Annotated in this window: 10 protein-coding genes; 3 read left to right on the top strand and 7 right to left on the bottom strand. The window is 31.7% G+C overall.

What is annotated here, in order from left to right; translation table 11 throughout:
* Positions 1-219 precede the first annotated feature (219 nt).
* Entirely contained in the window at positions 220-1,272 is a 1,053-nt protein-coding gene (gene trpS / locus H7355_RS09355) for a tryptophan--tRNA ligase (protein WP_186646828.1), read from the top strand.
* A gap of 52 nt (positions 1,273-1,324) precedes the next feature.
* Here trpS and pyk read toward each other — a convergent pair whose 3' ends face one another.
* The 6 genes from pyk to H7355_RS09325 form a co-directional block, all read right to left on the bottom strand.
* Positions 1,325-2,773, bottom strand: coding sequence for a pyruvate kinase (gene pyk / locus H7355_RS09350; protein WP_186646827.1), 1,449 nt, complete (start codon positions 2,771-2,773; stop codon positions 1,325-1,327).
* Between the two features lies 1 nt (position 2,774).
* Positions 2,775-2,990, bottom strand: a complete 216-nt coding sequence (locus tag H7355_RS09345) for a hypothetical protein (RefSeq protein WP_130609787.1) — start codon at positions 2,988-2,990, stop codon at positions 2,775-2,777.
* A 41-nt stretch (positions 2,991-3,031) separates the two neighbouring features.
* Positions 3,032-4,492, bottom strand: a complete 1,461-nt coding sequence (gene xseA / locus H7355_RS09340) for an exodeoxyribonuclease VII large subunit (protein ID WP_186646825.1) — start codon at positions 4,490-4,492, stop codon at positions 3,032-3,034.
* Positions 4,489-6,519 carry a hypothetical protein gene (locus H7355_RS09335; RefSeq protein WP_186646823.1) on the bottom strand — a complete coding sequence of 677 codons (2,031 nt, stop codon included), beginning with the start codon at positions 6,517-6,519 and terminating at the stop codon, positions 4,489-4,491. The genes xseA and H7355_RS09335 overlap by 4 nt, the downstream gene beginning before the upstream one ends.
* Positions 6,516-7,964 carry a hypothetical protein gene (locus H7355_RS09330; RefSeq protein WP_186646821.1) on the bottom strand — a complete coding sequence of 483 codons (1,449 nt, stop codon included), beginning with the start codon at positions 7,962-7,964 and terminating at the stop codon, positions 6,516-6,518. Before H7355_RS09330 ends, H7355_RS09335 begins: the two co-directional genes overlap by 4 nt.
* Before the next feature lie 294 nt (positions 7,965-8,258).
* Positions 8,259-9,524 carry a DUF1343 domain-containing protein gene (locus H7355_RS09325; RefSeq protein ID WP_186646819.1) on the bottom strand — a complete coding sequence of 422 codons (1,266 nt, stop codon included), beginning with the start codon at positions 9,522-9,524 and terminating at the stop codon, positions 8,259-8,261.
* Between the two features lie 282 nt (positions 9,525-9,806).
* Between H7355_RS09325 and H7355_RS09320 the strand changes: the two genes are divergently transcribed.
* Positions 9,807-10,781 (top strand): flagellin N-terminal helical domain-containing protein, encoded by a 975-nt coding sequence (locus H7355_RS09320; protein ID WP_186646817.1) that lies wholly within the window; start codon positions 9,807-9,809, stop codon positions 10,779-10,781.
* A gap of 101 nt (positions 10,782-10,882) precedes the next feature.
* Here H7355_RS09320 and H7355_RS09315 read toward each other — a convergent pair whose 3' ends face one another.
* On the bottom strand, positions 10,883-11,512 hold the full coding sequence (locus tag H7355_RS09315; protein WP_186646814.1) for an HAD hydrolase-like protein: 630 nt from the start codon (positions 11,510-11,512) through the stop codon (positions 10,883-10,885).
* Positions 11,513-11,858: 346 nt separating this feature from the next.
* On the opposite strand from H7355_RS09315, the gene H7355_RS09310 reads away from it, so the two are divergent.
* Positions 11,859-13,064 (top strand): pyridoxal phosphate-dependent aminotransferase, encoded by a 1,206-nt coding sequence (locus H7355_RS09310; RefSeq protein WP_186646812.1) that lies wholly within the window; start codon positions 11,859-11,861, stop codon positions 13,062-13,064.
* Positions 13,065-13,487: the final 423 nt, after the last annotated feature.

Below are 13,487 nucleotides of genomic sequence, written 5' to 3'. Positions count from 1 at the left end.
AGTTCTATTTTTTCACATTATTCTGTACAAACACAATCCCCATCAGTGTCAACTTTTCCCCTGTGGTCAATAGCCCTTACGATAAAAATAAGGGAAAAGGAAGCCTTTCTTGCTTACCATTTTTATTTAGAAGATGCACTCAATTGTTTTTAAAAAATAGACATGCTAGGATTTCATCTTGTTTTTACTGTTCTTTTCGCTATTAGGAGTTTCTGCTCAATGAAAGAATCTACACAAATAACTAGGAATAAACCTACGCAAAAAACTTTAGAAGGTCGAAAAAGATTTCTTACAGGTATCAAAGCGACAGGACAAATTCACCTTGGAAATTATTTTGGTGCAATAAAACCTATGATGGAATTATCCCATAATAGTGAAAATGAAGTTATTTTAATGTGTGTTGATTGGCATGGGCTGACAAATCGTGCGAAAATTATGGCTCCAGGAGAGTTATCTCACTCTATTATTGCGTTGTATTTGGCTTTAGGCTTCAATTTAAATGGTAATTCAATCCTATTACAAAGCGATTTTCCTCAAATTCATGAAAATGCTTGGTATCTATCTTGCTCTACGGCATCAGGCCTATTAGAGCGCTCACATGCCTATAAAGACGCCTTAGCGAACGGGAAAGACGCTTCTGCTGGCCTTTTATATTATCCTGTTTTAATGGCAAGCGATATCGTGACTTTTGATTCCCAATTTATTCCTGTTGGAAAAGATCAAAATCAGCATCTTGAATATGCGTCAGACATGGCTAAGTTATTCAATAATTTAGTAGAAACTGATGTCTATATTGAAGCAAAAGGAGTCGAAAGGGAAATACCAACTCTCATAGGAACTGATGGTGATCGCAAAATGAGTAAGAGTTATAACAATGAAATCCCAATATTTGCGTCAAAAAAAGACATTGAAAAAAAAGTAAAAGAAATAAAAACGGATTCAAAAGGTCTCGATGATCCAAAAGATCCAAACACATGTACAATTTTTCAAATTTTCCAATCTTTTGCTTCAAAGGAAGCTATCTCTTATATGAGCGATAGACTCGAAAAAGGGACAGGATATGGCTATGGTCACGCAAAAAAAGATTTTGTGGATGAGCATGAGCGAGTTTTTGGTGTCTTTAGAGAGAAATATGACTATTATTTAAATAACGAAAAAGTAGTAAAAGATCTCTTAGAGCCAGGCTATGAACGCGCTAACAATTACGCCAATGCTGTGCTTGAAAGAGCCCGCACAGCTTTGGGATTAAGATCCTATTCTAGAATTAAATAATAATTTATAAGATTTTATTTTAAATAGTTATTTTTATAAAAACGATTTTATTTTAGATAAAATCGTTTTTAGTCATGCGATGCACTTTCATCGTATTGCTAGGTAACATTTGAGTAACAGGTATACCTCCTGTTATTAAAATGAGATCCCCCTCTTTTACAAACTTTTCTTTTGCTAAATATTTAGTGATTTCAGAAAAAGCTGTGTCAGAATCATAAAAAATATTATTTAATACGCCAACAACACCTCTCACTAAACTTAATTTACGCACAACATCTGGGCGAGGACTAAAAGCAATTACAGGAGTTTGTGGGCGATATTTTGCAACGTAACGAGCCATACTGCCAGTAAGAGTGAGACAAACAATTGCTGTAGCTTGCATTTTTTCAGCAAGTTCTGTTGCTGTGCGTGCGAAAACTTCAGCTGCTGTTTCGTTTTCTGGACGATTTATAGAAACTGGTTCAATTGGGCTTATACTTTTACTTCTATCAACTCGATTTAGAATATCGCGCATTGTTTGCACAGCGAGTTCTGGATATTTACCAGAAGCACTTTCGCCTGAAAGCATAGTTGCATCGGCATGGTCATATACGGCATTCGCAACGTCACAGACTTCTGCTTTAGTTGGGCGTCTGTGCTCAATCATAGAGTCAAGCATTTGCGTTGCAACAATAACTGGTTTCCCTTTGTTAAGAGCTGCTTCGATAATTTTCTTTTGATAAGCTGCGACATTGGCAAAACCACACTCAACCCCAAGGTCACCGCGTGCAACCATGATTCCATCAGAAACTTCACAAATATCGTCGATATATTGAACTGCGCTGAGCATTTCGACTTTTGTGATAATTGGAATTTCAGATCCAAGTGCTCTGAGCATCATTCTGAGTTTAGAAACATCTGCAGCTGTTTGCACAAATGAAAGTGCGATATAATCGACGCCTTGTGCAACTCCAAAAAGAAGATCTCGAATGTCTTTTTCTGTGGTTGCTGGTATTGAGAGGTGACATTCAGGGAAGTTTACCCCTTTTCTTGATTTCAAAAATCCGCCATGTGTGACTTCGCAGTCAACATCAGAACCTCTAATATCTATAATTTTCATGGCAAGAAGACCGTCATCAAGAAGTATACGTGCTCCTACTTTCACATCGGTCGCAAGTTCTCTGTAGTCTATTGGCAGAATTTCATCATCAATTTGTTCAGGAGCATAACGAAGAGTTATTTTTTGCCCTTTTTTAATATTAACTCCACCATTTTTTAACTTACCGGTTCGAATTTTAGGGCCTTGTAAATCTTGTAATATTGCAACTTGTACATTTTTTTCTTTAGATATTTCTCTTATTAAAGCAATGTTAGCAGCATGCACCGCATGATCGCCATGGGAAAAATTGAGTCTTGCAACATTCATTCCAGCATCGATCAATTTGGAAATCATTTCTTTTGTGCTTGAAGAAGGGCCAAGTGTGCAAACAATTTTTGTTCTAGGAAGACTGCTGAGATCCATATTAATCCTCATCTGAGTTGTTAAAGGTGTTGCGTGAATTGATAATTTGTTCGACTTGGGCTTCTGTTTCAAAAAGCTGGAGCTTTAATTTTTCGATGAGTGAATAGGCCTCTTCGAGCTTCTGTGAGAGTTGATTGATAGATAGGTTATCTTTTTCCATGCTCAATATAATTTCGTTTGCCTGTTCTAAAAGTTCATCGTAATTTGAATTTTCCATTCTTCTCTCATTTATCTTTGAAGTAGATTTGTTTTTCTTCCTCAGATTCTATCTTCTTGAAGGGTAATCCCATTCACTGACACATCTACAAAGATATGTTCATTTGTGCAAATATTCGCGAATTCTAGTTTTAAATTTTTAGGAGGTTTTTCTGCTAGAAAATCTTGTGCTGTTATAATTTCACCATTGCTGTTGTAAACAATGGCAAAACCTCTTCCCAAAGCCTGTTGCGTGCTTTGTTTATAAATCCGCAATAGCTGTTCAAGGCGTTCCAAATTTCTTTTTTCGGTTTGTAAAACTCTCCGCGCTGTTAGGGCAAGTTTCTTTTCGAGTGAATTGAGAATTTCTTTTTCCCGAGCAAATTTGCGCAGAAGATGGCTGCTTAAATTTTCCATCCGGGTGAAAAATAAATTAAGTGTGTTCAAAACTGTTGTAGAGAGATAACGTGCTGCTGCAGTCGGGGTTTTTTCACTGATACAAGAAACTTCATCAGCGATACTTTTATCATCATAATGTCCGACAGCTGTTAGAACAGGGAGCGAGGAATAAGCTATTTTTTTAGCTATATCAATATTGTCAAACCAGCGGAGATCCAGTTTGCTCCCTCCACCTCTACTGATAACAATGCAATCAAATTTTGATTTATTATGTTCGATTTGAGTAAATGCATTGCATATGTTATCTGAAGTTTTTTCACCCTGCATATTGCAATCATAAATTGTGATACGAAAAGCGATTTCTGATAATTTCAATTCGTCGATAAAGTCAGAACAAGCGCGGCTGTTTTCAGCAGTTATGAGTGCAATTTTTAATGGCATCTTAGGGATTTTTAATCTTTTATTTTTGTCGTAGAGACCTCTTTTTTTTAGGTCTTGAATGATAGCAAGCCTCTGTAGATAGAGATCTCCTTGAGTATATTGAATATCTATGTCTTCAATAATCGCATTGATCCGAGCGCCTTCTTTGCGAAAATCACAGGTGACTCGGATTTTAATTTTCGAACCATCTTGGAGCAATATTTGCGAGATTTTATCAGCAAGAAGCTTTCTTTTACCTTGCCATAATATACAAGGTATACTTGTAGCCTTTAAACTTGTGGCCAAATTTATCTGAGCTTCTTCGCGATCGGATAAATCAAAAAAAGTGTGTCCATTTGCTATTTTAAAACTGGAGACTTCACCAAAAATCCAATATTTTTCCGCTAGGTTTTTTCGAACAAAAGAATCTATCATATAGACAAAGTTTGAAACACTTAAATCATTGCTGACTTCGTCGTGTTTAGTTGCAATAACAGTAATATTTTGATTGTTATCTTCTAGGATTTCTTGTTGTATAAATCCAAAATTTGCAATTAGATCAAGATTTGTTTTGCTTGGAACAAGCCACCAATTTTTACGAGCAGGATCCCAGCGTCCCCCTGCTTGCTTAATCTCTTCTTTTATAGAATATGTATCGCCCAAAAGGATAAGTCTATTGTTCAAAACTTGATAAGTTCTTTTCATTTTTTTTCTTCATACGTCACAGAGTATTTGAGATTTGGGGATAAGGCAGGATATTCATTTGACCAAATCATAAGATCATCCGTATAGCTTTTATCCACGAGTCTTGGGGATGATTTTGCTTTTAAAAGAGAAAAATCATTGGAGTTATTTAATACGATAAAATTATTATTTAATATATTTGAATTTGGATGCAAAACATATTGTCCTATTGCGATTTGTGTCGGGCTTAAAGGTTTACCATCCTTTAGAAGTTCAATTTTATATTCATTAATAAAGTTGTCACTATTAATAAGGCAGCTTAACTCCCATTCTTCTATATTCTGTTCTTCTGACATTTTCAATTCCACTGTAAAATAATTTTGTTTTTGGTCGTAACCAAAGTTTGAGTTTTTTATACTTTTGTTGGAAAAGCACCTGAGGACTTTATCTTTTGAAAAAAGTTTAATTTTTGCAGTTTTTAAATTGATAAATGAAAATGATATATCCTTTATTTGATTTTTCAATCTTATATCTTCAATTTCCTTCTGATAAGATTTTGCTTTATCAAGGGAAAATTTAAACTTATTATCCGAGATAAAGTCTTCGTTGTTAAATATAAATGCATCAATATCTTTTGATTGTATAACAATACTATTTGGTAAATTAAATGTGACTTTATTTTTGTCTTCCTTGATTAATTTTAGAAGAACTTCCATGACTAAATTTTGCTGGAATTTTACGTTGCTAAATTTCTTTTTAATTTCACTAATTATTTCTAAATTTTCATTGTTTGGAAAGGAAATAATTAAGTTCTGGTTTGAATTCATGATATTATTATTTAAATCAAAGTCTTCACCTGTTAAAACTATTAATTTTATTTCAGATTTTAACTGCTCAATGATATCAGCAATTATAGAAACATTATTTATCTTCGGGTTATTTATATCTAAGCGAAATACTTCGAAATTAGATTTTCTAATACTATCTAATATTATATTTTTTATATTAAAAATTGATCTTTCCCGTCTTATGTTTATGAGGGTATTTGTATGCTGAATTTGCGAATCTTTGCCCTTACTCGAGAAAATGTTAATTCTAAGTAGATCTTTGGATTTTTGGTTCACTGCATTATATAGAAATTTTTCACGTTCTCTAAATAAATCCGTAGATTCATAAGTATAACCATTATTTATGGGAGAAAAATTAGTTTCTAATGATTTAATATTTTGCTCGAAATTAGAATAAATTGGATATGAATTTTGACTTATAAAAGATGTTTCAGGATTCAATTTTTCTTTTAAAATATTTATGAGCTTTTCACCTTTGTTAAGATTTGCAGTAAGAAATAATATTTTTTGAGAGTTAGCTATTTGCTTTTTCTCAAGACCATAAAAAATAAGAATTCCTGAAGAATTTTTTTTCCAAGATATTGTTATCGATTTTCCCTCCCTATCACTTGGAATACTGATTTTTAATCTTTCATTATTTTTGATTTCAAAATTGTCAAATTTTTTATTTTCATATGTAATTGTAATATAATTGGCTGTTTCTGTTTTATTGGGTGGTGCTCCTTTATTTTCAAAAATGAGACTTTTTTCTTTTAGCATATCTAGGCAATCACAACTTATACTTTCTCCACTTGTGAAAATAATAGCATCGATTATTATGTTGCTCTTTCCATCGTTTCCATATTGAAATTTAATTTTATTGACCAATTTATCAGTGTTATGAATTGCAGAAATTTTTGGGTCAATCTTTCCAAAATTATCAATTTCTTGTGAGCGTGTCTTTCCTTTTTTTGTAAAGTGAAATAATTCAAATAAGTTTTTTTCATCAATTCGATTTGATGTTTCAAGCAAATCTTTATCGTTTTTTACTATTGATCTATTAATAAATTCATCTAAATTAAACTCATTGATAATGTTTTGTGTATATTCAAACCGATTTAAAAATAAATAAGTATCTTCTTTAAAGAAAAATATAAATACTGGAACTAAAATAAGCAATAATAAAATTAAATTTCGAATCTTAAATTTTTTTTTCTTCATGTTTTTTCCACTGATAATGAGAAGTATCTGTCAAAATTATTTTCATCGATTAGTAGATTTAAATCTTGCTCGAATGTTTTTCTAATTTGGTTTTCACACTTTTTAGGATCTGTGTTAATCTTACCTTTTAAAACAATTTTTTTCGGAAAATCACGAGTGTTATTTTCATAGAAAGCAGAGAATTCATGTTCTAGTTCGTTATTATTACAGGAGAATTTTCTTTTTATTGTATTGTTTAATACATAATCATTGCTGTTTTTGCTTGTCACTCGGCTGTCAATAATTGTGTAACTATTTTTCTTTAATGATTTTATTTCCTCTTCATACTCAAAAAGAATATTGGATTCTGTTTTAGAGTTATCAATTATATTCTCTTTAGAAAAAGCAACTAAACTTATATCATTTGATTCTGACTTGCCTTGTTTTATAAGTTTAATTATTTTGCAAAACATTTTTTCGGGTTGAATAAAGAAAATTTTAATTCTTATATTGTCTGTTTCAATTGTCTCGTTTACTCTTTCAATTACTTTAATTAGATTATTTTCTCCAATATCATTTCTTAAGATATTTATTATGATTTTTTTCTTTTTTATATTGGATATACTATTTATATTCATGTAAATATTTTCAGCGGTTAAATTTGTATCATCAGACATTGAATTTAAACAAAGTGCTTTAGGGATTTTTTTTATGATAAACTTATTGGGAATAAAAATTAAAAAAGGGTTGAAATTTTTTAATATTGAATAGGTATATATTTCGTTAACACGATTATCACAGTGGATTCCACCATCAAAAGTTTGAATTAAAGCACCGACACCAGATGGGTTCCCAATGTTGCTGATATATATCGTTTTATCACTATTTTTGTTAGACTTTATATAATTATTTAGCACTTCAATGCGGGAGTTTGACGGATTTTCATCTCGAATACCTGTCTCATATGGATAAAGTCCTGAAAGTAATGTAGCATAATTTGCAAGCATGGAATTTGAGATGAGAGGTATTTTTTCTTCTTCAAGTTTAAAATTTTCCTTTATATACTCAAACTCAGGTGATGATTTAAATTTATTGATATTTAAATCATCTGTATTTTCAATAATAAAAATAATATCTGAATTTTCAATATTGTTTTTAGATTCAGCTCTGAAGTCTTTTGTTTTTTTCCAGTCATATATTAGGTAAGAAAAAATAATTATAAAAATGAATGTTATTCGTATTTTTCTATTCATAGCATTTTCATTGATATTCACAAAAAAAATAATTAACGAAATAATAAAAAATACTAGGAAGAAATAATTAACAATTTTTGAAAAATCAACTATGTCTTGCGATTGAATAGCATTGAAACCAAATGAAAATCCATCGTAATGAGTTGAAATCAGAAAAAGTATGCTCAGAAAAAACGAAAATATTCTTTGTACTTTTATTTGCGATTTAATCAAAATTATTCCACAACAAAATCGTAGAATTATTGCAGGGACTAATGTAGCAATGAACGAGCTGATAAATAGTAGAAACATGTGAATGCTGGATGGCGATGATATATTGCTTATAATTATATTCTTATCAAAATAGCTTTGAAAGTCTTTTGACCAGTTTATAATATCATATAACGATTTTGCAGAAGCATAAAAAATTGAAAATAAAATTAAGAAAAATAGATAACTTCTGTCTAAGGAAAATTTGGAGAGATTAGACATTGAGGATTTAGAAAATTTATGTCTAGACATGGATTCCTATTCCTGATAAATTAAAAATCTTGATACATCCTTCATAAAACGATTTTCATCTTGTTTCATTGTTTCTAAAAGGGTTTTCAGATTTTCACTGTTACTTTTCAACTTAGCATTTTCAAAATGATCATACCATTGTTCGTTTCCAAGAATAAGGTTTATAGGCAAATCTTTGAAATTGTATTCATATCCTGGCGCACTCCATTTAAATTCTTTGGGATGGGCATAGCAGCAGAAATGAATAAAGCACATACCGAGTGCAAAGAGATTAATATTTTCTGGTACACCTACGTGAAATTGAATGCCATAACAAATCTCACCCATGTATTTATTAAATGTTGGTCTAAAATGATGTTCGCGCATAAAAAGAGAGTTAGTTTGCTTTGAATCATATAAATAAAGCGAACTCATTTCTTTTAGAAAAGATATGCATTTTTGCACATCAAGCCATGGCGCTCCAATCAATTGAAATGGAATTGTACTTCCTCTCCCTTCGCTTACGTTAGTTCCTTCCAAAGAAACAAAAGCAGGGAAAAAGAATGCCGATTCCCAGCAAGGAATGTTGGGTGAAGGCATCGCCCATTTTAATTTTTTTAATTCGCTTAATTTAGTATTTCTGCTGAGTGAATCTACTGGGATTACTTGATAATCTATTTTTAAGTTGTCATGCTCTTTAAAATAATGTCCAAGCTCTCCCATACTCAATCCATGACGCATGGGAATATCATACCAGCCGACAAAGCTATGCCACTTTTTTTCAAGCCTGTTACCTTCAACTAATTGCCATTCATTTTTATTGTTCTGAAAACTGAGTCCAAGCGGATTTGCTCTATCAAATATAACGATTTTTTTGTTACTCTTTGCTGCTGCTCTCATGCATGCTGCTAAAGTTAACATATATGTATAAACCCTGCAGCCAATATCTTGTAAATCTATGACTAGGGTATCTACGCTTTCCAATTGATCTTGCAGTGGCTCCCTAGTATCAGAATATAAACTGAATAGGGGAACTTTTTGCCCATCAGAAAATTTATAGTAATCGTTTGGTGTTTCTTTCATATTATCTTGTTCAGTTTGGCGATAACCATGTTGAGGACCAAAAACTGTTGTTACTTTACAATTTTCTGTTTTTTTTGCTGCATTGTAGATCATATCAGTGGATGGAATGAACTTTGTACTGGCTGATGTTTGATTGGAAACAATACCAATTTTTTTTAAATCTTTTAAAAGATCGAATTCAGTTTCCAATTTATCTATTGATGGATTCATATTTACCCTCTTTTTTATTCTTGTAAAATTTTCATTCATATTGATGTGTCTTATTGTTGAGCTATGCAAAAAGTACCTACTTTAGAGAATGCAGTTATCTCCGATCTCTTTTTCAGTCCTTGTTCATGATGGCACAAGAAAATTAAAAAATAAAATTTTCTAGCCGCCGCATAATTTATGAAAAGTTTTTGCGTTGAAATTGAACTTGGAATTATGGCAATCATGGATGATTGTCAATCTCTTTCAAAGAGATGCATTTAAGTTTCAAGGAGGAAACATATTATGGGTTTGCGAATTCAAACCAATATACAATCTCTTAACTCGCAACGTGCTTTGTCAATTTCTACCGCAGCAAATGATCTTTCCATTGAAAAGTTAAGCTCAGGATTTAGAATTAATAAATCATCTGATGATGCTGCTGGCTTAGCAATTAGCGAAAAAATTAAAGCTGACATTCGCGGTTTAAATATGGCAAAAAGAAATGCGAATGACGGTATTTCTCTTGTGCAAGTTGCTGAAGGTGGAATGAATGAAATTGGAAATATTTTAACACGCCTTAGAGAGCTATCTGTGCAAGGTGCTTCAGACACAATAGGTAATAATGAGCGTAACTTTATTAATAAGGAGTATACTGCTCTAAAAGATGAAATCGATCGAATCACAAACTCAACTGAATTTAACGGTAGCTTATTACTTATTGGTAAAGATGCTGATGATAAAATTCCTGATAAAAAAATGCTCGAAAGAACAAACGTACCTCCATTCGAAGTTCAAGTTGGTAAAAACTGGTATGAAGGAGTTGATAAACCTGATCTAGATGATCCATTTGGCAGAAATCCTGTCAACATTATCCGTATTAAATTTGATCAAATTGATACGAGTACAGTTGGTCTTAATTTAGGGCGCGGAAATGATGAAACACTTGACTCCATTGGTGTGTTTATTGATGATCCGAGTGATCCATTGGCTTCAAAGCACAGAGCACAACGCTCAATTTCTAAAATTGACGATGCTATTAATCAACTTGCAGGATTTCGCGCAGATCTCGGTGCGATCCAAAGTCGACTTGGTTCTACTGTGAGCAATTTGGCAATTATGAGTGAGAATTTTTCTGCTGCGAATAGCCGCATCCGTGATACAGATTTTGCTGAAGAAACGACACGGTATGCTCAAAGTAACATTTTAAAACAAGCTGGTGTGGCTGTGTTGACTCAAGCAAATCAATCTCCAGCAGCTGCGCTTCGTTTACTTGGTTAGTAAGTGTAGTTAACTTAGTTACGAGATTGTTTTTAGAAAAAATTTCCAAGTATTCATATCTCAAATTATGAATACTTGGAAATAATTTTTGAATATTAATATTATTCTTGAGCAAATTTATTAAGAATCTGTGCAAGATCATAACCTGATTTAGCAATATAATTAGGTTTTTCTTGAGTCAGAAGTTTTTCGCTTTCCTTACCCCATAATACTGCAACTGATTTAATAGCAGCTCTTCTTGCTGCTATAATATCTCTGACTTCATCACCAATATAAATGAAATCATTTTTATTTTTTGAATATCGTTTAGCTAATTGTTTTATTTTTCTTGATTTGCCAAAGAGAGATACGCCTCCAATAACCTCTGTGAATTTTATATCAGGAAGGTTTTTTTGGACAAATTCATTTATTAGATTGTTAGAATTTGATGATAAAATAACGAACTTTATATTTTCAAAATTTATATTTTCAAACATTTTAATAATTTGTTGATCTAAAGTTATGAGATCTCTATTTAGAAAAATAATTTGACGAGATAAATTTAAATAATGAGGGATTTGATACCAGCGAATTTTATATTTGCTCAATATTTGCTTAATGCTTAAATTGAAGATTTCATCGCTAGTTATGAGTGGCATTTTTTTTCTTATGGAGATCTCTTTAAATGCTTCAAAAATAGCCATACGACTGTCAGCAATCACTCCATCAAAATCAAAAACTGCTATTTTCATTGGATACATATCCCTTTATATTTTACTTTACATAACTAATAGATATTTTAGCATAAATATTTTCTTATAATGGCAAAATAAACACATTTTGCAGTTTTAAAGTACATTTTTTTCTTATAAATGCAAAGCTAATCATTATTCTCATGGGATATTATAATTTATAATTTTATAATATAATTAATTTATAAATATATATTTATTTTTTATCAAATTTTTATTATAAAATTAAAAAAAAATTCATGAATCAAAGATAAATGTTCTTGATTTATTATATTTAAGAAATCATATTAGATATTGTACCAGAGTTTTTATGAATAATTGATTTTTAATTTAGAGGAATGCATAGATGAAGCAAAATGATAATTTTGACTTGCAAATTCTTTACGCAAAAAAATTTAATGAACTTTCAAATGTCGGTGGAGACATTCGAAGAATGTTCATGTTGGGGCAAAAACTGCTGCAAGAAAATCCACAAACGGATTTAATTGATTTATCGTTAGGCAATCCAGATTTAGAACCGCCAGAAATAGTTACGAGCTCAATTATAAATGTTTTAGAAAAACACGAAAAAGGTTCTCATCGATACATGGATTTTGCTGGACTGCTTGACGTGAGAAAGTTTCTTGCCCAAGAATTGTCTAAAAGTGAGAATGTAAAAATAAATGAGGAGACAGTATACTTAACGGTTGGTGCTGCAGGTGGAATTCATATTCTTTTACGCATATTTTTAGACCAAGGGGATGAAGCAATTGTCTTCGCTCCTTATTTCCCAGAATATATTCCCTATATTACTAATTATAATGCAAAACCGATTGTTGTGTGCTCAAATGATTTTCATGAACCAAATTTAGATGAATTTCGCGACAAAATTACAGAAAAAACTAAAGTAGTTTTGATTAATAGCCCAAATAATCCTTCTGGTGTTCTCTATAGCAAAGAAACAATTGATGGGATTGTTATGATCCTTGAAGAGCGAAGAAAAAAAACGGGGCAATGCATTCAACTTATTTCGGATGAACCTTATAGTAGAATCGTTTTTCATGAAAAAACCATTCCGTCAATTTTAGAAAGGTATAGATACAGTTGGTTGATCCGTTCCTTTTCAAAAGACATTGGCCTTGCTGGTGAACGAATAGGCTTTATTGCATGGAGTGAAGATAAGACAAAATTGGGTTTTATCAATGCATTACGTAACTCTGCACGCTGTTTAGGGTATGTTGGTGCGCCAAGACTGATGCAGAGAATTCTACCCCTTGTTTATAACGCGCGTGTAGATGTTCAGATTTATGAAAAACGAGTAAATAAATTTATCCAAATCTTATCTGAAGCCGGGATAAAAACAATTCAACCTGCTGCAGGATTCTTTGTATTCCCAAAATCTCCTATTCCAGATGATCGCGCCTTTTGCGAGACGTTAGTTACGAAAGGAGTTTTATGTGTGCCTGGCAGTGGTTTTGGTTGCCCTGGATATTTTAGAGCATCTTTAACTCAAGATATTAAAAGAATTGAAGAAGCCGCTAAACGTATATCTGATTTTAAAAAATACATATAAATATTAAAAAATAATTTTATAATTAATTAAAAAATTTGGTCAGTTTTAATATTTTAGTTATATATAATAATTTAATTTTATTTACATTCCTATATTTAAATGAATATTTTTATCTAATATAGGTTGACAGTTTCAGAAGATATATTTAAATTTCCTCTGTATTTTGATTTGAACCTAACAGCACACGGAATTTTTTTATTTTTGAACTCCCAGTAGGGAAAGCAAAAATAAAAGGCATTATCAAATGTCTGTGATTTTAGTAACTTAATTTTTTTTAAGTTTTTTCTTGCGAATCATTTGACAACCGAATGTGGGTTGTGTAGCTAAAGATTCTCGCTGCTAGCGAAGTCTCTCTGAAAAAGGAAAGACCGAGTGAAGCAAAGAGAAGTTATTTGACAAGAGAAGAGAGCAGAAACAGAGTGT

This window comes from Fluviispira vulneris (assembly GCF_014281055.1).
GTDB lineage: Bacteria > Bdellovibrionota_B > Oligoflexia > Silvanigrellales > Silvanigrellaceae > Silvanigrella > Silvanigrella vulneris.
The sequence above is the reverse complement of the archived record's forward strand: the minus strand, read 5'-3'. Positions and strand labels throughout refer to the sequence as shown.